The 24,090-nt window shown below is 37.1% G+C and carries 22 protein-coding genes; 16 read left to right on the top strand and 6 right to left on the bottom strand.

Going from position 1 to position 24,090, the window contains the following annotated elements; translation table 11 throughout:
* The first annotated feature begins 10 nt into the window (after window positions 1–10).
* On the top strand, window positions 11–703 hold the full coding sequence (locus BLV55_RS00540) for a molybdenum cofactor guanylyltransferase (protein ID WP_093309839.1): 693 nt from the start codon (window positions 11–13) through the stop codon (window positions 701–703).
* The gene (locus BLV55_RS00535; protein ID WP_176968183.1) at window positions 669–1,043 is read left to right on the top strand and encodes an Asp23/Gls24 family envelope stress response protein; all 375 of its coding nucleotides are present in this window, start codon (window positions 669–671) and stop codon (window positions 1,041–1,043) included. The genes BLV55_RS00540 and BLV55_RS00535 overlap by 35 nt, the downstream gene beginning before the upstream one ends.
* 44 nt (window positions 1,044–1,087) lie before the next feature.
* Here BLV55_RS00535 and acpP read toward each other — a convergent pair whose 3' ends face one another.
* Entirely contained in the window at window positions 1,088–1,321 is a 234-nt protein-coding gene (acpP, locus tag BLV55_RS00530; RefSeq protein WP_093309834.1) for an acyl carrier protein, read from the bottom strand.
* Window positions 1,322–1,509: 188 nt separating this feature from the next.
* Here acpP and BLV55_RS00525 point away from each other — a divergent pair, with 188 nt between their 5' ends.
* Together BLV55_RS00525 and BLV55_RS00520 are read left to right on the top strand one after the other, a co-directional pair.
* Window positions 1,510–3,126 (top strand): Na/Pi cotransporter family protein, encoded by a 1,617-nt coding sequence (locus BLV55_RS00525; protein ID WP_093309831.1) that lies wholly within the window; start codon window positions 1,510–1,512, stop codon window positions 3,124–3,126.
* 11 nt (window positions 3,127–3,137) lie between these two features.
* A complete protein-coding gene (locus BLV55_RS00520; protein ID WP_093309828.1) occupies window positions 3,138–3,866 on the top strand; it encodes an HAD family hydrolase in 729 nt (242 codons plus the stop codon).
* A 106-nt stretch (window positions 3,867–3,972) separates the two neighbouring features.
* Here BLV55_RS00520 and BLV55_RS00515 read toward each other — a convergent pair whose 3' ends face one another.
* On the bottom strand, window positions 3,973–5,019 hold the full coding sequence (locus BLV55_RS00515) for an FAD:protein FMN transferase (RefSeq protein WP_093309824.1): 1,047 nt from the start codon (window positions 5,017–5,019) through the stop codon (window positions 3,973–3,975).
* Between the two features lie 181 nt (window positions 5,020–5,200).
* Between BLV55_RS00515 and trkA the strand changes: the two genes are divergently transcribed.
* The 3 genes from trkA (at window position 5,201) to BLV55_RS00500 (ending at window position 10,501) form a co-directional block, all read left to right on the top strand.
* Window positions 5,201–6,592, top strand: a complete 1,392-nt coding sequence (trkA, locus tag BLV55_RS00510; RefSeq protein WP_093309821.1) for a Trk system potassium transporter TrkA — start codon at window positions 5,201–5,203, stop codon at window positions 6,590–6,592.
* The gene (locus BLV55_RS00505; RefSeq protein WP_093309819.1) at window positions 6,558–8,006 is read left to right on the top strand and encodes a TrkH family potassium uptake protein; all 1,449 of its coding nucleotides are present in this window, start codon (window positions 6,558–6,560) and stop codon (window positions 8,004–8,006) included. Before trkA ends, BLV55_RS00505 begins: the two co-directional genes overlap by 35 nt.
* A gap of 83 nt (window positions 8,007–8,089) precedes the next feature.
* Complete coding sequence (locus BLV55_RS00500) at window positions 8,090–10,501, top strand: homocysteine S-methyltransferase family protein (protein ID WP_093309817.1); 2,412 nt, start codon at window positions 8,090–8,092, stop codon at window positions 10,499–10,501.
* On the opposite strand, the gene BLV55_RS00495 is transcribed toward BLV55_RS00500, so the two are convergent.
* Window positions 10,498–12,129 carry an MBL fold metallo-hydrolase RNA specificity domain-containing protein gene (locus BLV55_RS00495; protein WP_093309814.1) on the bottom strand — a complete coding sequence of 544 codons (1,632 nt, stop codon included), beginning with the start codon at window positions 12,127–12,129 and terminating at the stop codon, window positions 10,498–10,500. The genes BLV55_RS00500 and BLV55_RS00495 overlap by 4 nt on opposite strands.
* A 159-nt stretch (window positions 12,130–12,288) precedes the next feature.
* Here BLV55_RS00495 and BLV55_RS00490 point away from each other — a divergent pair, with 159 nt between their 5' ends.
* From BLV55_RS00490 to BLV55_RS00450, 9 genes are all read left to right on the top strand, one after another.
* Window positions 12,289–13,509 (top strand): SpoIIE family protein phosphatase, encoded by a 1,221-nt coding sequence (locus BLV55_RS00490; protein WP_176968182.1) that lies wholly within the window; start codon window positions 12,289–12,291, stop codon window positions 13,507–13,509.
* A 173-nt stretch (window positions 13,510–13,682) separates the two neighbouring features.
* Window positions 13,683–14,384: a transporter associated domain-containing protein gene (locus tag BLV55_RS00485; RefSeq protein ID WP_093309809.1), complete on the top strand. Its 702-nt coding sequence runs from the start codon at window positions 13,683–13,685 to the stop codon at window positions 14,382–14,384.
* Window positions 14,385–14,551: 167 nt separating this feature from the next.
* Window positions 14,552–16,459, top strand: a complete 1,908-nt coding sequence (locus BLV55_RS00480; RefSeq protein ID WP_093310519.1) for a type I glutamate--ammonia ligase — start codon at window positions 14,552–14,554, stop codon at window positions 16,457–16,459.
* Window positions 16,460–16,551: 92 nt separating this feature from the next.
* Complete coding sequence (locus BLV55_RS00475) at window positions 16,552–17,046, top strand: YtxH domain-containing protein (protein ID WP_093309807.1); 495 nt, start codon at window positions 16,552–16,554, stop codon at window positions 17,044–17,046.
* A gap of 43 nt (window positions 17,047–17,089) precedes the next feature.
* On the top strand, window positions 17,090–17,488 hold the full coding sequence (locus tag BLV55_RS00470; protein WP_093309804.1) for a DUF948 domain-containing protein: 399 nt from the start codon (window positions 17,090–17,092) through the stop codon (window positions 17,486–17,488).
* 115 nt (window positions 17,489–17,603) lie between these two features.
* Window positions 17,604–18,548 (top strand): 2-thiouracil desulfurase family protein, encoded by a 945-nt coding sequence (locus tag BLV55_RS00465; RefSeq protein WP_093309802.1) that lies wholly within the window; start codon window positions 17,604–17,606, stop codon window positions 18,546–18,548.
* Window positions 18,549–18,655: 107 nt separating this feature from the next.
* Window positions 18,656–20,059 (top strand): sensor histidine kinase, encoded by a 1,404-nt coding sequence (locus tag BLV55_RS00460; protein ID WP_093309799.1) that lies wholly within the window; start codon window positions 18,656–18,658, stop codon window positions 20,057–20,059.
* Window positions 20,056–20,697 carry a response regulator gene (locus BLV55_RS00455; protein ID WP_093309797.1) on the top strand — a complete coding sequence of 214 codons (642 nt, stop codon included), beginning with the start codon at window positions 20,056–20,058 and terminating at the stop codon, window positions 20,695–20,697. The genes BLV55_RS00460 and BLV55_RS00455 overlap by 4 nt, the downstream gene beginning before the upstream one ends.
* A gap of 142 nt (window positions 20,698–20,839) precedes the next feature.
* Window positions 20,840–21,613, top strand: coding sequence for a helix-turn-helix transcriptional regulator (locus BLV55_RS00450; RefSeq protein WP_093309794.1), 774 nt, complete (start codon window positions 20,840–20,842; stop codon window positions 21,611–21,613).
* A 100-nt stretch (window positions 21,614–21,713) separates the two neighbouring features.
* On the opposite strand, the gene BLV55_RS00445 is transcribed toward BLV55_RS00450, so the two are convergent.
* The 3 genes from BLV55_RS00445 to vorB are packed head-to-tail and all read right to left on the bottom strand — an operon-like array spanning window position 21,714 to window position 24,072.
* On the bottom strand, window positions 21,714–22,247 hold the full coding sequence (locus BLV55_RS00445; protein WP_093309792.1) for a 2-oxoacid:acceptor oxidoreductase family protein: 534 nt from the start codon (window positions 22,245–22,247) through the stop codon (window positions 21,714–21,716).
* Window positions 22,244–22,996 carry a thiamine pyrophosphate-dependent enzyme gene (locus BLV55_RS00440; protein ID WP_093309789.1) on the bottom strand — a complete coding sequence of 251 codons (753 nt, stop codon included), beginning with the start codon at window positions 22,994–22,996 and terminating at the stop codon, window positions 22,244–22,246. Before BLV55_RS00440 ends, BLV55_RS00445 begins: the two co-directional genes overlap by 4 nt.
* Entirely contained in the window at window positions 22,996–24,072 is a 1,077-nt protein-coding gene (gene vorB / locus BLV55_RS00435) for a 3-methyl-2-oxobutanoate dehydrogenase subunit VorB (RefSeq protein WP_093309786.1), read from the bottom strand. Before vorB ends, BLV55_RS00440 begins: the two co-directional genes overlap by 1 nt.
* Between the last annotated feature and the right edge of the window lie 18 nt (window positions 24,073–24,090).

The raw sequence follows: 24,090 nt of genomic DNA, 5'->3' as shown, positions 1-24,090 counted from the left end.
GGGATGAGAAATGCTTAAACATAAGGTGTCAGCGGTTGTTTTAGCCGGAGGAAACAGCAAAAGAATGGGGCGAAATAAAGCGTTACTTAGGATAGGCGATAAAAAGATGATTCAAATAGTGGTGGAAACCTTGGAACCTTTATTTGATGAAGTTATACTGGTTACTCGTAATCCATCATCATTTTATATGCTTGATAATGTCAGGTTTGTAACAGATGTTTTGGATACAGAAAAGAAGAATTCTCTTGTAGGTCTGTACTCTGGTCTTTTGAAAGCGAATAACGAGTATGCTTTTATCGTTCCTTGTGATATGCCCTTTTTGAGTAGCAAGTTAATAGCTCATATGATAGAAAGTCTCGATGGAGAAGATGTTCGAATACCGATGATAGGATCCTATTTCGAGCCATTACATGCGATCTATCGAAAAACATGTTTACCATATATCTTAGATCAACTTCGTGATGAAAACTATAAAATTACCGCATTTTATGATCATGTGCTGGTAAGACCTGTGAGTGAAACTCATGTTAGAACAATAGACCCTCATTTAAATAGCTTCACCAACGTCAATACAGAAACGGAATACTTAAACGCGAAAGCTAGGTGGGCTCTTGAAAAGGATATAACAGTCAATCAACAGAAAAATGCAAAGAGGAGTGAAAAAAAGAATGAAAAACGAAGACCCGATGATATTTTGCAGTGAGCAAGGAAAGGTTAAAATATCAGATGATATTATTATGACGATAGCTAGAAAATCGGTTAATGATATAGAAGGTATCCTTTCTATCGCTGGTGGATTTCCAGGCGGTGTGCAAGCTCTTTTTAGTAAAAACACAGCTACAAAGGCCGGTGTTAGGATAGAAAAAGCAGATAAGAGTATTCATTTAAATCTTTCGCTGGAAGTAGCATATGGAACTCCGATTCCTAAACTAGTGGAAGAAGCACAGAAGAAAGTGAAAGAAGCGATAGAAGCAATGACGGAAATACCGGTAGAAAATGTTAATATATTTGTTCATGATATAAAGGTAATGGAAGAATCGTAATCAATAGTGCCAAGCTGTATCGGAAACAGCTTGGCTGTTTTGGGTTACTGATGTTGCTCTTCTACATAATCAATGATTTCGCCAATGGTTTTGATTGATTCAGCCATTTCATCCGGAATTTCAATTTCAAACTCGTCTTCAATAGCCATTATTATTTCTACAGCATCCAGTGAGTCAGCGTCTAGGTCATTCATCAGCATAGTTTCACGCAACAGTGTTTCTGCATTTTCGATACCGAGATGTGATGCAATTATTTTTTTTATTTTTTGATCGATCATATGAAGCCTCCTTATGATATATGATGTTTAATATTACCCGTAAATTAGGATACCACAGACGTGAGATGATTGCATCTGTTTTTATTATTCTTTAAAAGATCTTTGCTATTTTAGCTTCATTTATAGTATAATGTTCGTGCTTTATCTTGAATTTTGTTTGTGCAATTAATCCAATAGGAGGCTCTGTGATGGAAATAGCTTTTGGTGTGCTTGGGGGTTTAGGTTTATTTCTGTATGGAATGCATATAATGAGTACTGGTCTTCAAAAGGTAGCTGGTCAGAAATTGAAGAGCATTATCAGTGCATTAACATCAAATCGTTTTACGGGTGTTATGGTTGGGGCGTTAGTTACGGCTATTGTTCAAAGTAGTAGTGCTACGACTGTTATGGTGGTAGGTTTTGTTAATGCAGGTATGATGCAGTTAGGTCAAGCGGCTAGTGTAATAATGGGTGCTAATGTTGGAACAACCATAACGGCGCAGATCATTACGTTTAAGATTGATCGCTTTGCACCGCTTATTATTGGAGTTGCCGTAGGAATATGGTTGTTTTCTAAAAATCGTAAAACGAAACAGTTAGCAGAAGCTTTTATAGGGTTTGGGATGCTGTTTATAGGAATGAAGTTTATGAGCGATGCGTTAGGACCTCTTAGGGAGTTTGAAGGTTTCCGGACTCTCTTGATTAGTTTTGGAGAAAATCCGGTACTTGGTATTTTAGCAGGCTTTGCTATTACAATTATGGTTCAGAGTAGTACGGCTTCGACGGGTATTCTCCTTGCACTTTCTATGGAGGGTTTAATACCCATAGAATCAGGATTACCGATTTTGTTTGGTATCAACTTAGGTACTACGGTAACAGCGATTATATCCAGTATTGGTGCGAATAAAACAGCTAAAAGGGCGGCTTCTTTTCACTTACTTTTTAATTTAATAGGAACAATAATATTCATTTTTTTACTTCAAGGACCTACATACCACTTAATTAAACATTTAAGCCCGGATAATATACCAAGGCAAATTGCGAACGCACATACTATTTTTAATATTACAACAACATTGTTAATGCTACCATTTACGGGGGTTCTAATAAAATTGGCGTACCGTATGGTTCCGGGAGAAACCGATGCGGTTGTTGGTGTTAAATATATTGATGAGCGAATCCTAAACACTCCATCCATTGCGTTGGCTACGGCTATAAAAGAAACGCTTCATATGGGGAATACAGCTAAAAAATCGCTAGAGGAAGCAATGGGTAGTATTATTGACGGTAGCGAGAAAAAAATTAATGAATCCTTGGCAACAGAAAAAGTTACTAATGAGTTGGAAAGAGAAATAGCCTCGTATTTAGTTAAACTATCCAATAGAGACTTATCACCAGATCAACGTGAAACGGTAGATGGCTTATTTCACACCATCAATGATATTGAGAGGGTTGGCGATCATGCTGAAAATATAGCGGAACTGTCTCAATTCAAAATAGACAATAAACTTACTTTTTCAGAAGTGGCGATTAACGAAATTAAAGAAATATCTGACCTCACGATAGAAGCGTATGAAAAAGCATTAACAGCGATGAAAACCTTAGATATCAATATGATTGAAGAGGTTTTAGCCATAGAAAAACAAGTAGATAAGCTTGAAAAGACCCTTCGAGTAAATCATATATCAAGACTTAATGCGCATCAATGTGTTCCGAGTGCAGGTGTTATTTTTTTAGATATGATTAACAATTTAGAGCGTATTTCAGATCATGCTGCTAATATAGCACTAGCAACAAGGGATGAAATAGTTGCTAGACGGCTTTAGGGGAGAATAAAATGAAAAAAAACATTGCCGCTTTTTTTGATATTGATGGGACGCTTCATCGGGACTCTTTAATGATGGAACATTTTAAAAGATTAATTCGCTACGAAATCATAGACCCTCACTATTGGTATAGTCATGCTCAAAAAGCTTTCCGCAATTGGGACAAACGTATGGGAAATTACGAAGATTACTTGCTTGAAGTAGCCGAGATATACCTAAAGTCGATGAAAGGTCAGAATAAGAACTATATCGATTTTATTGTAGAGCAGGTTATTGATACTAAAGGTGATCGCGTATACCGATTTACAAGAGATCGAATTTATTGGCATAAAAAACAAGGTCATCATGTATTTTTTATATCCGGTAGTCCGGATTATTTGGTGGAAAAAATGGCTGAAAAATATGAAGTTGAAGCTTACCGTGCAACTCAATACTTGGTCGATGATGAAAATAATTTCACAGGAGAAATTGTTCAAATGTGGGATTCGGAAAGTAAGAAGAAGGCAATGGCTGATATGATCCATAAATATCAGATAGATTTAGCCAAAAGCTATGCTTATGGAGATACGAAAGGTGATTTATCTATGCTTCAAGCGGTGGGAAATCCAGTAGCTATTAATCCAGCTAAGGAGCTTTTGACAGAAATCAAAGGAAATGAACTCTTAAGATCAAAAACGATGGTTATTGTGGAGCGTAAAGATGTAATCTACAAACTTGATCCTTGTGTAGAAATGTTATAAGGAAAGGATGATTGCTAGATGGCAATCATCCTTTCCTTATTTTTTTCCCTACTCCCTAAAAACATTATCTTATTTAGTGAATCCAATTTTGAGCATAAAAGGGTGACTAGTCAATAAGTGTGTAATCTTCATTCATCAACTCAAAGCCGCCATCTTTTAATCCTGAACTTAAGTAAATCTCTTTTTCGTGATTAACAAAAACGGCTTCAACCCCTTGGACAGATTCAACAAAGGATAAGCCCTGGGTTAGGCCCATGATAAATAAGGCTGTAGAATACACATCCCCGTCCATGGAGGTTTCTGAGATAATAGTGACGCTTTTTAGGTCGGATTCTGACGGGAAGCCGGTTCTGGGATCAATAATATGATGAAAAATAGTTTCATCTTCAATAAAGTAACGTTCATAGTCACCGGAAGTTACAACGGATAGACTGTCTGCAGGAACTCTACCTAAAAGACCGCCTGATTCTATAATAGGCTCTCGAATACCTACATTCCAAGGTGTTTTGTCTGGTTTCTTGCCTAAAGCGTACACATCGCCTCCGAAGTTAATAAAGCCACTCTGGATACCTTCTTCTTTTAATATACGCACACTTTCGTCTACAGCATAGCCTTTAGCGATACCACCAAGATCCAATGCCATATGCTTGTTTTGTATCATTACACTGGAATTTTCGATGAGAATAGCATGGATATCAAGGGCTTCCAATAATTCGTCGACTTCACTTTGTCTTGGGACATAAGGTTCTTCCGTACCAATCCCCCATAAATTTATAAGTGATCCTAAGCCGATATGAAATAGTCCATCTGTAAGTTCGTAATAGTCAATTCCTGTTTGAATAACCATTAGTGTATCCTCCGTTACTTCAGAGAAAGATTCGTTTGCCAGTTGATTGATTTTATAAACTTGACTATTTTCGATGTGTGGGCTCATTCTTTTTTCAATTTCATGCACTCTGTCAAATGCTTTTCTGATAATTGCCTCTCCAGCGGCCTCGGTAGGTGCATAAATTCTTATTTGACTGAAAGTACCAAGAACAAACTCGTTTTTTTCTACCCATTCTCCTTCTGGCTGATTAATGAATTTTGTTATGATAAAAAGCGTTAAGCCAATCATGAACAAAGCCGTTATCATTTTTCGATTAGATTTCATATATATCTCCTCTCTTTTTGAGTATTGCAAGGCAATAACATGCAACACTATTACAGCATAGTTGTTCAAAACTGTCAATTAGATAAACTTTTGTCCTTGGGGTTTTGTAAGACATATGGTAGAATGGCTTTAGTTCAAAAGAGTAGGTGTGAGTGAGAATTTTTTACTGGAGTTGATATAGATGAAAATACTTATTATAGGTGTTGGAAAGTTAGGTTTTCAATTAGCAGAGGCATTTTCGCACAAAGAAAATGATATTGTTGTGATGGATCCAAAAGCAGAAGCTTTGCAAAAGGCTAGTGATCAATTGGATGTGTTGACGATTCAACAAAACGGAGTTGAAGTTAAAAGTCTTAAACAGGCGAGAATTCATGAAATAGATTTGGTGATTGCTGTAACGGACGATGACGAAACGAACATGCTGATAGCTTTTCTTTCGAAAAGAATGGGGTGCAAAAAATCAATAGCAAGAGTTCGAAACCCAGAATATTCAAGGCAGGCAGAGTTTATAAAGAAAGAAATGAATATAGACTATATTGTAAACCCGGAATTAGCGACTTCCTCAGAAATTATTAGGTATTTAATGAAAGGATTACCAGTTCATACAGAGGATTTTGCCCACGGAAAAATTGTATTAGCTGATGTGAAGGTACAGCAGCTGTGCGGTATGGCTGGTCAATACGTAAAAGATTTGAATTATGAAGAGAGAGTCTTGATTGCTGCTTTAAATAGAAATGGAAATGTCATTATTCCACATGGAGAAACTAAAATAATGGAAACGGACGTCCTTTATGTTATTGGAGAAAAAGATGATGTTAACTCGTTTACGCAGAGATGTGGTATTTCTACAAAGAAAAAAATGACGAGAAAAGTAGTTATTCTTGGAGGAGGGCGGATTGGGTATTATCTGGCAGATAAACTCTTGAAAACAGGCGTTCAAGTAAAAATAATTGAAGAGTCGAGAAATCGGTGCAAATATCTTGCTGAAACATTAAATGATGCACTAGTGATCCACGGTGACGGTACAGATATTAATTTGTTGGAAGAAGAATCGATTTTCGAAGCGGATGCACTGATTTCATTGACAGGATTAGATGAAGAAAATTTATTATTATCCCTATTGGCGAAGCAATACAACACGAAAAAAGTTATTGCTAAAGTTAGTCGCCCAAACTATATCCCTATTATTGAAAAACTTGGCGTAGACGTGGCGGTTAATCCTGTTACCATTACGGCCAGTGAAATATTGCGTTATGTGCAAGGTGGAAAAGTACTGTCTTTTTCCTTGTTATTTGGCGGGAAAGCAGAAGTAACAGAACTTATTGTTCGAAAAAATGCCTATGTAACAGAGAAAAAATTAAAAGACTTAGAACTTCCGCAAGGTTTAATCATTGGATCTGTACTACGAAAAAACAAAGTGATTATACCGGACGGAGAAACGATGATAACAGCTGGCGATCGAGTGGTTATTTTTGCCGTCAAAGACGATGAAACTGATTTTGAAAAATATTTTTATCCATCGAAGAGAGGTTTGCTAAATGAATTATGGAGTTATCATAAGAGTTCTCGGTAGTCTGCTGGTTTTTAAGGGGATTATGTTACTTCCGGCAATTATGGTCAGTTTTCTTTATAAAGAGGCGGCTGTAAGTTCTTTTTTATTGACGGTGGGTCTTACCTTGTTAGTAGGAATACCTTGCATGCGTTTAAGCCATTCTTCCAGAAAAATCAAAACAAAAGAAGCTCTTGTTATTGTAGCAGGTGGATGGATAGTAATATCTTTTTTTGGAGCACTTCCTTTTTATTTTTCGGGGAGTATACCGCACCTTATGGACGCTTTTTTTGAAGCTGTATCAGGATTTACAACAACAGGAGCAACTATTTTAGATGATATTGAGGCTTTGCCGAAAGGAATTCTGTTTTGGCGCTCATTTACCCATTGGTTAGGGGGGATGGGTATATTGGTACTAACGCTCGCTATACTTCCAGCGATAGGTGTTGGTGGTTTTCAAATATTTAAAGCGGAAAGCCCAGGTCCTATTTCAGATAAGCTAGTACCTAAAATGCATCAAACAGCCACCATCCTCTATACAGCTTATTTTGGCATGACGGTGCTTCAGACAATTTTACTAATGTTTGGAGGGTTGGATTTATATGAAGCTTTGACGCATACATTTGGAACTGTAGGCACAGGAGGTTTTTCGATTTATAACGATAGTGCTGGCGCCTATGATAGTGCCTATGTCCAATGGGTGATTACTGTTTTTATGATAGCGGCTGGAGTGAATTTTGCTTTATACTATGAACTGTATCGAAAGAAGATAGGAAATATTGTAGAAAATACGGAATTGAGACTATATCTCTCTTTGCTGATCACAGCAATGCTTGCGTTATTTATATCGATACAATTTCAACAAGGCGGAGATTGGACAGCAAATTTACGACATACTTCTTTTCAGGTGGCTTCTATCATGACTACGACCGGGTACACTACCGCTGATTATGAATTGTGGTCACCTTTTGCTCAAAGCATTATTTTCTTTTTGATGTTTATAGGTGGGTGTGCAGGCTCGACGGGTGGTGGTATCAAAGTAATACGAATTCTTGTTTTGTTTAAATTGGTTAAAAGGCAAATATTAAAGGTACTACATCCAAGAGCTATGGTGCCTATACAAATACAAGGAAGAATGTTACAAGCGGATACTATCGCCAGTGTTACCAGTTTTGCGATACTCTATATTTTGATTTTAACAGGTGGGATGTTTGTTCTTAGCATAGAAGGGTTAGATTTAGTCAGTGCTGTCAGTGCTTCGGCGGCAACTCTTGGTAATATAGGACCAGGTTTTGGTTTTATTGGTCCAACACAAACATATAGTGAATTTAGCTACGTATCAAAAGGGGTATTATCATTGTTTATGCTGATGGGACGTTTAGAACTATTTACAGTGTTTATTTTGTTGACACCTTCGTTCTGGCGAGAGAGTAGATAGCCAATCAGTTTTTTCTTGATATAGTCGCTAATTTAAGAAACAAGAAACATCATATGAAGGCTTAGAAAAGGAGAGGAACTAGGATGAGTATTTGTTTAACAGATAGATTAAAACAAAGCATTATGTTGGGTGATGGTGCCATGGGGACGATGTTAAGTGAAGGGATGAAAGAAGCTACATGTCCTGAAGCGATAAATATGACAAACGAAAAGCTGGTTGAGAACATTCATCAACAGTACGTGAAAGCCGGAAGCCACATGATTCAGACTAATTCCTTTGGCGGCACCAGATTAAAATTAGATTCATATGGGCTTGGCGATCAGGTGGTAGCCTTTAATGTAAAGGCTGCTTCAATTGCTAGAAAAGTAGCTGGAGATAAGGTGCTAGTAGCTGGTAACATTGGACCTACAGGAAAACTAATGGAACCAATGGGAAGCCTAACCTTTGAAGAGGCGGTATTGACCTTTAACGAGCAGGCAAAAGCACTTGTGGAAGGAGGGTGTGATTTATTTCTTATAGAAACAATGGCCGATTTACAAGAGGCGAAAGCAGCTGTTATTGGAGCTAAGATGGCGGCTGATTTGCCAGTTATCTGCACAATGACTTTTGATATTCAGGAAAGAACCTTAGCTGGTGCGGATCCTGAAACGGTAGTAACTGTCTTGGAAGCTATGGAGGTAGATGTAGTCGGAGCAAATTGTGGCGTAGGTCCTGACTTAATGATATCCATCATTAAAAGAATGCGGCAGGTGTCTGATGTTCCTTTAATGGCACAAGCAAATGCAGGTCTACCTCGATTGGAAGGAAGCAATACTATTTATGATATGACGCCTGATCGCATGGGGGCTTATGTTTCCTCTTTAGTAAGTACTGGAGCAAGTGTTTTAGGAGGTTGTTGTGGAACAACGCCTGAACACATTAAAGTTTTTTCGAAAGAGCTAAAAATGCTTCGCTCCAATCAGCCGAAACCTATTTTGTTTTCAAAACTTGCTGGAAAAGATCAGACAGTGTATGTAGGGTGCGGATACCAAACACCAATGATAGGGGAAAATATTAACCCAACTTCAAGAAAAAATCTTGCGGAGGCATTTAGAACACTTAACCCGAAGTTGGCCGTAGAAGAAGCAAAGGCCCAAATAGAAGCTGGTGCTTCAATCATTGATATTAATACAGGAGCTTCGGGGGTAGATCAAGAAGTGATGATGCCTTTAGCAATTCAAGCTGTTCAAAAGGTGGTCCGAGCCCCGATTTCAATTGATAGCAGTGATCCAAAAGTAATAGAAGCTGGGCTTAGAGCGGTACAAGGAAAACCATTGTTAAACTCAACAACAGCTAAACCAGAAACATTGGAACAGATGGTAAAACTGGCAAAAAAATATGGTGCGTCGCTTCTATGCTTAACGTTGGACAGTAAAGGAATTCCTGAATCGGCAGAAGAAAGATTTAAAATTGCCGAAATAATGGTAAACTATGCCATTCAAAATGGAATGAACATCAGGGATATTTATGTTGATCCGCTAACGCTTACAGCTGGTGCACAGCAAAGACTTGTAATGGAATCCATAAAAGCTGTGCAGCTAATAAAAGAACGACTAGGTGTTAGAACCGTGCTTGGTGTTAGTAATATATCACATGGCTTGCCTAAAAGATCGGGACTGACAGCTAGTTTTCTGGCAATGTCATTAGGTGCAGGACTAGATATGCCTATTATCAATCCAAGGGAGCCTTTGTTTCGGCTAATGATATCTGGGTCGGATGTGCTGACAGGGAAAGATCACAATGCTAAGCGTTATCTTGAAGAGAATACCTTATTAGGCAATGAAGGGGTAAAAAATCATCAAGAAATAACAGATGAAAAAGCAAAGAGAGAGAATCTTTCTGTTGATCTAAAAGAAAAGATCATCAATGGCGAAACGGACGAAATAGAGAGTATCATAGATGTTTTTTTGAAAAAAGGAAAAAGTGGTTTAGATATTATTAATGAATTGATCACTCCCGCATTAGAAGAGGTGGGAGCAAAATATGAGGAAGGTGAATTTTTTCTACCTCAGTTACTAATGTCAGCAGAAGCTGCACAAAAATCCTTTGTTCTTCTTAAAGAAAAGTTGCCTCAAAACGAATCGCAACAAATAGGAACAGTTGTTATGGCTACAGTTCAAGGCGATATCCATGATATTGGTAAAAATATTGTTTCGGTAATGTTGGAGAATCATGGGTTTCGTGTGATAGATCTTGGTAAGGATGTTGACGCAGATTTGATAGTGAAGACGGCATTAGAAGAGCAAGCAGATATTATCGGTTTGAGCGCTTTGATGACCACCACCATGCAACAGATGGCAGTGGTCGCTGAGAAAGTTAAGAGTCAGGGGATGAATATATCACTACTAGTGGGGGGAGCCGTACTTACGGAAGATTATGCAAAAAGTATTGGTGCTCAGTATGCGATAGATGCGGTTCAGGCTGTCAAAAAAGCAAAGCAGATGCTAAAGAGCTAGTCTCCTAAAATAATTCCTAAACTGATAAGTTCGCGTTGAAGGTCAATTAGTTTGTTCTTTAGCTTATCATATTCTTTTTCCAGCAACTGATCATCCGTAAATTTATCGGTCTGTTTTGCCAAGTATTCAAACTGTGAATACACTACTTGAAGCTCGCTTTTAATATTTTCTTTCCGTTGAACTGGTTCTAGGAGTTCTTTGGAATCTTCTTTAAGAACAGCTTCTTCCATTTCAAAGTTGTATCCAACGGATGGGATTTCCGTAGGGATGCTGAGTTCTTGTTCTATTAAATCCGCAAGTGCTTCGCTAGCGGCTGGCTCACCGTGAACTAGAAATACTTTCTTGGGTTTCTTTTCGAATGCTTTTACCCATTCTATAAGGCCCTTTTGATCAGCATGACCAGAAAAGCCATCAATGCTAATTATTTCGGATTTTACCGCTATTTCTTCTCCAAGAATCCTTACGCTTTTTGCTCCATCTTTCAGAAGGCGGCCCAGTGTACCTTGGGCTTGGTAGCCAACGAAAATAACTGTATTTCGATCATTCCAGAGATTATGTTTTAGGTGATGCCTGACTCTTCCTGCTGTACACATGCCGCTAGCAGAAATAATTACCTTTGAATGGTCTGAATGGTTTAGTTTGATAGATTCGTGGTGATTCCTAATGAAATGGAGATTACTGAATTCCAGTGGGTTATCACCGCGATAGATTAATTCTTTTGTTTCATTATCGAAAAAGTGGGCATTTTTTTCGAAAACCTTTGTTGCTGATACAGCCATTGGACTATCAATATAAATAGGAACTTTATGAATAGGATTTATTTTTGAGCTGGAGCCATAATATTTATTTAGTTCATAAATTAATTCTTGAGTCCTTCCGACGGCGAAAGAAGGAATAATAACCGTACCATTTCGCTCTAAAGTTCGATTGATTGCATCCATCATCATTTCCATGCGCTCTTCAGTATGTTCATGGATCCGGTTACCATAGGTTGATTCCATAATGAGATAATCGGCTTCTTCAATTATTTCTGGATCACAAATTAATGGTTTGTTTTTCATTCCGATGTCTCCGGAATACACAAGTTTAACCGTTTCTTCCTCTTCTGTAATCCAAACTTCTAGAATGGATGAACCAAGAATGTGCCCTGCATCTCTAAAGCGTACGCTAATAATGTCATTAACGTTTATTTTTTGACCATACAATACGGACTCGAAATACCGAAGACTGTTCTGTGCATCTTGTGTATTATAGAGCGGAACGACAGGTGGTTCTCCTGCACGTTGTCGTTTGCGGTTACTCCATTCAGCATCACTTTCTTGAATATGAGCACTATCTAATAACATTATTTTTGAAAGATCAGTAGTAGCCTGAGTTGCATAAATTTTTCCTCGAAACCCTTCCTTGACAAGTTTTGGTATACGGGCAGAATGATCGACATGTGAATGAGTAAGAAAGAGATAATCAATCGAAGAAGGATCGTAAGGAAAGTCTTGATGGTTTAATTCTTCAAGTTCATTACTCCCTTGATACAATCCACAATCTAAAAGTAAATTGCATGCTTTTGTTTTTATCAGAATATTTGATCCAGTTACTACTTTTGCTGCACCAAGAAATTGAATCTCCATAGTAAACCACCTTTCTCTTTTTATTCGTATAAGTAGTATTTACCCATGTTTGTATACTAGTAAAAGAAAATATTCTTGCAGAAGTTAATGATACAAGGTACACTGATATTAACGAGAATTCAAATAGGCAAGTGGGCACATAATAGGAAGGGCATATTAATGAAAACTGGTAAAATTCTAATACTTGAAATGCTAAGAGATGGAACACAGCTTAATAAACAACGGTTAAGAAGTTGGGGGCATGAAGTCGTCCAGTATGAATACGATCAGGACGTACATTATCATGTGATTTCTGAAAAGCCTGACCTTATCCTTCTGCAATCGATCGGGATGACTGGTTGTGATATAGAACAATGTTGCCGAACATTAAAGTCGATTGATCAAATAAAAAAAATACCATTATTGGTTCAAATTGGTATGAAAGAATATCAGGAAACAAGAGAAGCTTTATACATGGAAGGCGTAAATGACTGTTTACCTGAACCGATCATGCATGCAGAATTAAAAGTGAAAATACAACACTGGTTAAATTACACGCAGCACAGAGAAAGTTTGAGGAAAAGTCAGCAAGCTCTTGAAGAAAGCATGCAAAAGATTAATCGGCAACGCGCTGAAATTGACCATCATCTGTCTTTAGCGGCAAGAATTCAGGAATCATTAATTCCTAAAAATATTATTGAGGTGCCTCGATGTTCATTTTACTGCCATTTCCAACCTTCTGGAAAAGTAGGAGGGGATATTTACGATATTTTTATGTTAGATCATGAACATGTTGGTCTTTATATGATTGATGTGATGGGGCATGGGGTTGCATCATCGATGATTGCTGTTGCACTTTCAGAACTTATGGTTCCGGATATTAGCCGAGGTACGCCTTTAAAACGACAAATAGATCGGCCTCCTTATTATGAAATTATTTCGCCGGGAAACGTTATTCAATACTTAAACAAGCGATTTTCTTTTTCTAAGTACCAGCATTATTTTACAATATTTTATATGGTCTTAAACACGCACACGGGTATTTTGAGATATTGTAGAGGGGCTCACCCAGAACCATTGTGGGTAAAGGGAAGTAGTGAGATAGATACATTGAATGCATATGGAACACCTATAGGATTTGAATTTTCTCAAGAACATGAAGAAGGGAAAATTCAATTGAATCCTGGTGATCGACTATTTATCTATTCCGATGGATTGATGGAATTAGAAGATAATAATAGGGAAGCCATAGATTATGAAAAGTTATTGGAAATAGCAAGAAAATATCAGGTAAGTGAAACCCAAAGACCAATGACGCTTTTCTTTAAAAGAATTGCTGAGGCACAGGGAGAGTTAAAAGATGATTTAACCTTGGTTGAAATGGTATGGGAGCCAGGATAGTGATAATAGCGACAACTTTGTTAAAACAGTAACAAGATGGCGCTGTTTTTCTAATGGTGAGAATTATAATAAATATGAACAAAAAAACTTTGAAACCTTTGCAATATAAAGCAAGTAAATCTAAAAAGTAGTGTTTAAGTTTACACTACCAAAAAGCTAAGGGAGATGAGTGTATGAAAGATCTGCTGATTATGAAAAAACTGGAAAAGTCAGCATACTATCTTGAAATTGTTTTAACCATTCTTGTGGCTATAGCGATTGCAATCGGACTGATCGACATCGTAAAATATTTTTTGCTGATTTTTAATACAGGACCAGAGGGCTCTTATGTTGTTTTTAAGAATTTTCTTGCACACACCTTATTGCTAGTGGTTGGAATTGAACTTATGTTAATGCTTTTATCCCATTCTACGAGTGCTATATTGGAGCTAGTTCTTTATCTTATAGCTCGAAAAATGCTTATTTATGGCGATACAATGTTAGATTTAGTGTTAGGAACTATTGCCATCGCAGGGGTTTTTGCTATCCAAAAATATCTAGAGCCTAAAAAAGATTTTGTTGCTAGGGATGAACATGTATACTCAGCTTCAACAAGGTTAGAAAAAATACTGGAAGAAACAGGAGCTGATATACCTAGCTCTAAAGGACATACCTTAGGTGGGTTAGTGTGTAATTTAGCTGAAGAAGCATGTGTACCGGTTTCAGAAGGAACCATTTTTGAATCTGGAGGCTTAAACATAAAGGTGGTTACAGTAAAAGATGGAGTGATAGAAAAGGTTATGATTACAAAGGATGAAGAAGATGAAGAGGGAGAGGACAAAGTTGATAATGCTGAAACTAAGAAAGGAAAAGACAATGAAAATTGGCATTACTAAATATGGTTACTAATGTTGAATGGCTTCTGGAAATTTTCTGGAAGTCTTTTTGCATCTGATAAAGACTTATTCTTTACAAAAATGATGAAAATGATATAATGTTTTTTATTTATTTAATCATTTGAATTTGAGGAGGGGTTATAGTGGAAAAGAAACTAGAAGCACTAATGGATCAGAAACTGCTTTATAGCTTACCGGTATGGACGCACAAAAATGAAATACTGGTAAAATTATTGAAAAACTTTCCTTCCATTCAGTTTGTTTCTTTGGTAGGTGTAGATCTGCGAGGTAACAATACAGACGAAAAAATTCCAATCTCGGTAATGCTGGATGATATGGAAACATTTTTGCAAATGGGGGTTCAAACGGATGGATCTAGCGTAATGTTGCATGAAATTGCTACATTAAACAATGCAAAAGTTGACCTTGTGCCGGACCTTGAAGTTAATTGGTATGTGGATTATAATTTTGAACATATCCACCAAGAAACCGGGTTACCCATAGGTTCTTTGAGAATACCTGCTTTTCTAAGACATGAAGGCAAACATGTTGGTTCTAGAGGCGTATTGGCAAGAGTAGAAAAGTATTTTGAAAAACATCTTATGAAGCTATTTTCTACATATCCAGAAATGCTAAAAGAGTATGGTTTAGAATCGGCTGATGAGATTGAAAGCGTTAAGATGACAACGGCCACAGAATTAGAATTTTGGGTGCGAACACCGCAAGATAAAGCTAATGAAGAAAAGTTATCAACTTCTCAGCTATTAAAAGAACAGTATTGGAAAAGAACAAAAGGAAGTGTACGCTCAGCTCTTGAAGAATCCATGATGATGCTTCATGATTATGGCCTTGAACCAGAAATGGGGCATAAGGAAGTAGGGGGCGTAACGGCAAAAATTAGCAACACAGGGAAACTTGATCATGTAATGGAACAATTGGAAATAGATTGGAAATACAATACTCCTATGGAAACATCGGATAATGAAGTGTTTGTACGTGTTTTGGTCGAAGAGATTTTTGAAAGGTATGGATTGGAAGTTTCTTTTATGGCAAAGCCTATTGAAGGAGTTGCGGGATCAGGGAAACACACGCATATGGGTGTTAACTTAAAAACAAAAGATGGAAGACTTATTAATCTGATGGCTCCGAAAGACAGAGATAAAGACTTTCTCAGTAAAGCTGGCTGGGGATCGTTTATGGGAATCTTGCAGAACTATGAAGCCATTAATCCATTTGTCACCTCAAGTAATGACGCACTTAAGCGATTAAAACCAGGGTTTGAGGCTCCTGTTTGCGTTGTTGGATCTGTCGGGCATAATCCACAAAATCCATCAAGGAATAGAACTATTTTATTAGCACTTGTTCGTGACATGAACAATCCTTTAGCTACAAGATTTGAGTTGAGAGCACCCAACCCAACATCAAATACGTATTTATATGTGGCGGCATCATACTTGATGATGTTGGATGGAATAGAGGCAGTAGCAAAATCAAACCTGAGTGCTAAAGAACTAGAAATTGAATTCTCTAAACCGGCAGGCGAAGAGAAATTTTATCTTGATAAAGATCGTTTATTCAGAAGTGAACAAGATGTATTTGATGACTATACAGAGGAGGAAAGGAATCATCTATTTGGAACACCGCCAGCTACTGTTTGGGAAAATATTTCTATTTTTGATCAGCATGAAGAAAAAAAGGAAAAACTGTTTAAAGGTCAGGTATTTACGAAAGAAATCGTAAATTCATACAAAATTGCAACAATTGATCAATGGGTTCAGGAGATTGCGGGAAGAATTATCCATCAATACACAAAAATCATAAGGAATTGTAAGAAGCTGCATGGATTAGAAGATGTAACAGATCTGGATGTTGTCCATTGGGAAAAAATAAACAGTTTGCGAAATGCGCTGATGAAAGACAGCCTAGAGAAAAAATCACTAATATCTCAATGGAGAGAAGCTATTGAGGAACATAATTTAGAAAAAATATCGAGATTACAGTTAACGATAGGAGAACAAATTACAACCCTTAAAAAATATTACTTGGAGTATCGAAGAAATTTAATGGAAGAATAGGGAGGCATTGGACAAGGTGACAAAATAATTCGATGATTATTTTAGAAAATATTGGGTATAATTCACTAAAATGATCGAAAAGGAGTGTGTTTATGGGTAAATGCAACTTAAGCAAAAGAATGGAGCAATTTAGGAATGCGATTGATCCTAATAAGATGAAAAAAGAAAAACAAGCGGAGCGAAGAAAAGGATTAATGAAAGGCCTTGCTACAGGTGCTTTTTTAGGTGGGTTGACGGGTGTGTTCTTTGCTCCTGATAAAGGTGAAAACACACGAAAAAAAACAAAAGAAGAATTAGTTAAAGCGAAAAGCAAACTCGAAGAAGAATTAAGTGAAACGAAAGTAAAAGTAAATGAAAATCTTGCGGAAAGCAAAGAAAAGTTAAATACTTTTTATGAGGAAACAAAAGAAATTGTTGAAGAAAAAGTAGAGACATTAAAAGATAAAGTTAAATCAGAAAAAGAAGAAATCGTTGATGAGTTGGAAGATACAAAGGAAGAAATAAAGCAAAAAGCAAAGTCAGAAACGAATGATGCAGCAAAAAAAGTTTCCAAAGAGGCAGAAAAAGTATCCCAAGAGCTGGAATAAGGTCAAGTAATACTGAAATAATATACAGCAAAGGTGGGGTGATATGGGAGCGACCGTAACTGTTGGAGAATTACTTATTGTGCTTATTGCGTTATTGGGTGTGGGAGCATTAGTATACCTATTAATGGCATTGATTAAGATTAATGACGCATTAAAGAACATTCAAGCGGTGGTATATAAAAATGAAAAACATATTGATGAATCTTTAGAACGGATTCCGAGAGTACTGGAAAACGTAGAAGGGATCACAGCTCACGTAAATCAAAGCATGGAACATGTACAGTCGACGGTAGAGAATGTTACTGAAATGACGGATTATGTAGCAGATGTAGTACAAGGAATAAATGAAGAAGTGGTGGAGCCAGTTAAGGATTTATTTAAGATCCTTATGATGATTCAAAGCATATTTTCGGGAAGTAAGAATAAGAAAAAATGGTTTTAAAATTATTTACAGCCAGATATAATTCAAATTATGTCTGGCTGTTTTGCGTGTTGAACCGTTTATTGGGTATCATTTACTAGTGTAATGTATATATGCATGAATGGAGATGGTAAAAATGAAGCGTGTCATTCAAGAAAAAGTAGTTTTAGGGGTGAGTGCATGTAATTTTGGCGCTCCCTTTAGGTATAATCGTAGAGGCTGGGATCGGGTTAAGAATATGGGTCGTGAGCATAGTGATTTTGAATGGCATCCCGTCTGTCCTGAAGTTGGTGCAGGATTAGGTGTACCAAGAGAGCCGATAAAAATAGCTGGTAGCAGTGGTGATGATGTTTGGGAAGGAAAGGCAAAAATAATTAATCGTAAAGGCGACGATGTGACAGAAAAATTAAAAGGATCATGCTTATCAACATTAGAAATACTACGATCAGTAAATGCGATTGGATATGTATATATGGAAGGTAGTCCGACATGTGGTGTCTATAGAACAACGTTAAAAAATAAACGGCTAGGACATCCGCCTGGTGTTCTGGGGTCACTACTTTTAAGAGAAGGGTTTTTTCTAATACCAGCCGTAGACCTTGACAGTCCGCTCAGATGGTGGGACTGGCGTAGAAGACTTCATGCATTTGCATGGGTCCATTCTCAAGAAATTCAGTCAAAGCAAGATTTATATAACTTGTGGTATACAGTTAAATTTTTGTGTCAAGAAATAGATGATTCGGCGGCGAGGTTGATTGGTAAGAGTCTTGCAATGCTCCCAAAAGGATTTTCTCCTGAATATGCAGAAAATCTTAAAAGGGAAATATTAGAGATTTTGAGAAAACCGTCTACGGTTAATCGTATTAAAGAGAGACTCTGGAAAAGTTATGTTTACTTTAAAAAATCTACTAATCAAGAAATAGAAGATGTGCTAAGTCCTGAAATTCAGAGAAATATGACGCGTATTACAAAAGAACTGATCACAATGGAAAGACATGCTTTTTCAAATGGTACGTTTTTTTCTTCTGCGCCTATTCTATATAGAAGTGAACAAAGAGTAAATCGCATGTCGAAAGAGTAATAGCAGAACACCAGAAAACTGGTGTTTTGCATTTTATAAGGTGTGTAGCTATACTAATAATAGGATATATGACAAAATAGTATTAGAATAGTGCTGGAGTGAGTGATTTGAATCAATTTCAAGAAAAAACGTATTTATGGCTATTCTTTTTTTATGGGCTTTCTTTTTTTGTTCTGGGAATATCGGCATTGCAACAAAAATTTAGACATAAGAGTGAATTTCCTTTACTCACTACGATACAGCTATTAGGAGCTTTTGGGGTGTTGCATGGTATAGCGGAATGGATCGCAATGCTTCGAATGATGAAAGCTTATGACAATTTTGAGTGGCAGCTATACACAGTTGAAACACTTCTGACAGGTTTTTCTTTTCTTTTTTTAATGATTTTTGGTTTTTCTATGGTTTTGAAAGAAACGACAAAAAATATTAAAATACATATATGGGTACCCTTACTCATTTTGGCATTATGGTTATTTTTCTTTCTCGGAAGAATATCCTCTGTTCCAAAAGATTTAATGTGGCAAATAACAATATTCAATAACTTGACAAGGTATTTTATGGGGCTTCCTGGTGCTATTTTAGCAGGAATATCTTTTTTTCAGAATAGTAATCATTTGAAAGGGTTAAGATTGTCGAGCTATGCGAATATGTATATGATTGCAGGGATGTTTTTTTTCCTCTATGGATTAACATCTGGTGTTTTTATTACGCCTTTAGATATCTTTCCTTCCAATGTCCTTAATCATGTTGTTTTTTATCACTATACGGGAATACCGGTAGAGTTAGTAAGGGCTATTTCGGCTATTGGAATAACGGTAATAACCATACGAATTTTTGATTCTTTCAGCTGGGAGATTCAAAAACGATTTAATGAATATGAACAACATCAGCTATTGATACAAGAGCGAAAAAAAACCATCCAGATGGTTCATGATCAAATTATACAACGGTTGTTTGGAGCAGGGATGCTAGTTGAGTCCTTGTTAGATGTGTCTGAAAATGATGAAACGCGTATGGGTTTGGAAGAACTCAAATCAGACTTAAATGAAACCATAAAAGAAGCAAGAGATTTTCTGAAAACTTTTTCATCCAGTTATATAGGAATAGAAGATCTTAAAGAAAACTTACTTAACTTGATTGAACAATTTCAAAGAACGAATAACATTAACTGTGATTATAATTATTTAGTACCAACAATGGTAATGGGGAAAATATCTACAGATATAAATGCCGAGCTATACTATATTATACAAGAGGCACTAATGAATATACAAAAACATTCGAAGGCAAAGAATGTTCGGATAAGCGTATACTCCAGCTTAAAAGCATTAGTAGTGGAGCTAGATGATGACGGAGTTGGTTTTGATAGTAACAAGAAGAATACCGAAGGCTATGGATTACAGAATATGAAAGATCGTGTCATTAGGATTAATGGATCAATGAAAATTAAAAGCGGTAAAGAAGGTACTCGGATAATGATAAAAGTACCATGGGAGGATGAGCAAGAATGATAGATGAGAATACTAAGAAAAAAGTTATGTTGGTAGATGATCATAAAATTGTACGGTTAGGCTTAAAAGGGTTGATTGAAAAAGATAAGGATCTAATAGTTTGTTCAGAAGCTGCTTCGTTGAAAGAGATGTATGATAATCTAGACGAAGCAAATCCTCATATTGTTCTTTTGGATATGCAACTTCCTGACGGAGATGGAACTGAAGGTGTAAGGGAAATAAAAAAGAGAAATAGTGCTATTCGTGTACTAATCTTAACAGCTTATGCGGAAGATTTTATGGTTCAGGAAAGCATTAAAAATGGTGCTGATGGATATCTACTCAAAAATGTAGATGGAAAAGCGATTGTTCAAGCGATTCACAATGTGTTACATGGATTGACCGTGATGGATCAAAAGGTTCAGATCATTATGAGTCAGTCAGCAAAAGAAGATCCTTTTTTATCACGATTATCGGAGCGTGAACAGACAATACTAGCATTAGTGAGTCAGGGGAAAACAAATAAAGAAATAGGAGAGAAATTATTTTTGGCGGAAAAAACAGTTAGAAATCTAATAACGAAGATAATGAAGAATATAGAAGTTACTAATAGGACAGAGGCGGCTGGACTATGGTTAAAACATATGTCACGAAAATAAACCAATGGATTAGATAGGCTCACTTAGGGGTATCAATGACGAATTGATTGTGTTAATAGAGAGTATTATGATAAAATCAGAACATAATCAACTAAAGTGTACTGAGAAAATGTGTTTTATATAAGTGAGAGGAGTGAAAAATTTGATTCATGGTGATCGGGTGAAGTGGCTTCGTGAAAAGCATCAAATGACACAAGAATACTTAGCTGAGCAGATGAGAGTACCACTTAACCAACTTCGGGAAATAGAAGAAAATCAACGGGAAATGAGTCCGAAATTTTTTGCAAGACTGGTTGAAGTTTTGGAAATGAACGATGATGATATTAGTAGCTGGAAGCATATTGCCGTAGGTGCAACCGGTAATAAAGTTAGAGCTTTGCGAAAAAACAAAGGATTGAACTTGGAGGAGTTAGGTGCTCTTACAGGTCTATCTCCAACGTACATAAGTGAAGTGGAGCGAGGTGAAAAAGTTGCTTCGATTTCTGCGCTTAGAGCAATAACGGAGGTGTTTGAAGTTCCCATCAGTTTGTTTATTGGGAACAAGCGGAAACAAAGTGTTGTGGGGCAGAAATTAAGAAATGCACGTGTCAACAGAGGAATAACGCAAAAGGAACTTGCTGAAATAACAGGATTATCGACAGCTATGATTACACATTTGGAAAATGGAAAAGTGCAGGCATCTTTGGACTCCATAGAGAAAATAAGTGAATCACTGGGCATATCAATTTGTTATTTGATTCTTGAACAGGAAGAAGTAGAAGAAATGATTGGAGCAATAACCCCTGAAATGAGAGAAATATTATTCGACAAAAATGTGCAAAATGTTATTGGTTCCATATGCACTTTTAGCAAAGAAGAAATGATTCAAGTTTTGAATTATGTTCATTTAATAAAAAATCCATTTATTAAGTCATAGGAAATCATATAGAATCTAACAAAATAAGAAGCCAAGCGGGCAGTCCTGGCTTCTTATTCTATTTAGCTGGTAATGATTTCGATAAGGATGATAAATTAGTTTAGTTTTGGCATTTCATTCCTTCTTTAATGGCATCGAGGTTTCCTTGCAAAAACTCAGGTCGTTTCATCGTAAGTTTTTTCATTGATTTTTCAACGGAGTCCCAGTTAGCCAGTTTCATAGAAGGTAACAAGGCGCCTAGACATACCATATTTGCGATGCTGGGATTACCAAGATTGTTTGCAATGTCTGAAGCGGGAACGTTTATAGTCGTAATATCTGTTCTATCGTTGCTTGTAGTAGCTAAAGAAGAATTAACAATAAGGAATCCACCTGGTTTCACTCTGGACTTAAATCGCTCATATGCAGGTTGGTTCATAGCGATGACAGCGTCTGCTCTATCGACTACTGGTGAATGAATTTCAGTATCTGAAAGAATGACAGAACAGTTTGCTGTTCCACCTCTCATTTCAGGCCCGTAGGAAGGTATCCAGCACAGTTCAAGGTCGGCGGTCATTCCTGCGTAAGCCAAGACTTTTCCTAGGAACATTATCCCCTGACCTCCGAAACCAGCCATAATTACAGTGTCCATCATAGTTTCTTTACCTCCTCAGTTTCTTTTAATTCCCCTAGCTCATATACTGGGAGCATATTTTCGCGCAACCATTGCAGGCTATCAATAGGGGACATTCCCCAGTTGGTAGGACATGTTGAAAGAATACTTACGAGTGCAAATCCTAACCCAGCTTGCTGTACTTGAAATGCTTTTTTTATTGCTTTTTTTGCCTTGTTAATATTTTTAGGTGAATCTACAGAAACAGAAGCAACATAAACAGCTCCGGGAATATTGGCAATTATTTTAGGGAAATCCATAGGCATTCCGACATCAATGGGATCTCTTCCAAAAGGACTTGTACTAGTTTTCATTCCTTCTAATGTTGTTGGTGCCATTTGCCCGCCAGTCATTCCATAAATGGCATTATTTACCATGATTGAAGTTATTTTTTCGCCTCTTGCGGCACAATGAATGGCATGCTGTGTACCGATAGCTGCAATATCACCATCTCCTTGGTAAGTAAATACCATTTTATCTGGTAAAGAACGCTTAATTCCGGTTCCTACTGCCTGAGCTCTACCATGGGCTGCGCCAACGAAGTCACAAGTAAAAAAATCTTGACAGAAACCAGCACATCCAACGGGTGAAACACCGATGGTTTCTTCAATAATCTGAAGTTCATCCATAACTTCTGCGATTAGCCTCATAATAGTTCCGTGAGTACATCCGGGACAAAAGGTAAAATGGGCATCTGATAAGCCTTTGGATCGTTCAAAAACCTTGTTCATTATAGGTTCACCTCCTTGTTATTTTTAAGTTGAAAAGTTTCTTCTACATTTTCCAAGATTTCATCTTCTGTTGGAAGCATACCACCCTGTCTTCTGAATAAATGTACAGGGACTTTGCATTCAGCTGAAAGCTTAACGTCTTCAATCATTTGACCAGTATTAAGCTCTACTGAAATAATTCCTTTCAACTGACTAATGAGTGGCTTTATGCCTTTTTCTGGAAATGGCCACAAGGTTATAGGACGAATTAAGCCAAGCTTGATTCCTTTTTTTCGTGCATTTAGAACAGTGCTTTTACAGATTCTACCAGTAGTACCATAACTAACAAGTAAATATTCGGCATCATCTGCATGAAAAGCTTCCCATCGCTGTTCTGTTTCTTGAATTTCTTTGTATTTTTTTTCCAGGTATAGGTTATTTGATTCCCCAATTTCATTTGTCAGTGAATAGCTGGCAAGGATGCGCTTTTTACGGCCTTTACATCCGGATACCGTCCAAGTTCGATCGATATCAGGGATTTTGGGAGGATCCTTTAAGACTACTGGCTCCATAGTTTGACCAAGAAATCCATCCGTATGAACCATTACTGGGTTTCGATACTGATCGGCTAAATCAAAGGCTTCCATTGTATAGTCATATAATTCTTGAGCTTTTGAAGGTGCTAAAACAATCAATCGATAATCTCCGTGGCCCCCGCCTTTGGTAGATTGGAAATAGTCTGATTGTGCTGGACCTAATCCACCAAGCCCTGGACCACATCGATTAACATTGACTAGAACCATGGGTAGTTCAACAGCTGCGGCATAAGAGATACCTTCTTGCTTTAAGCTTATTCCGGGGCTGGAAGATGCAGTCATGACTCTTGTGCCAGTGCAAGCTGCACCGTAACACATGTTAATGGCGCCAATTTCATCTTCGGCTTGTAAAACTGATCCACCTTTTGATGGTAAATTGGCAGAAAGGTATTCAATAACTTCAGTTGATGGTGTGATTGGATACCCGAAGAAAACCTTGCATTTAGCTCGTATAGCAGCTTCGCCAATAATCTCATTACCTTTCAATAAAACTTTTTCCATTCTTTAACACTCCTTGAT

The sequence above is a fragment of the Tindallia californiensis genome (assembly GCF_900107405.1).
In the GTDB taxonomy this organism is placed as follows: Bacteria; Bacillota; Clostridia; order Peptostreptococcales; family Tindalliaceae; genus Tindallia; species Tindallia californiensis.
Note: the sequence above shows the minus strand (reverse complement) of the source record. Positions and strands in the feature narration are given on the sequence as shown.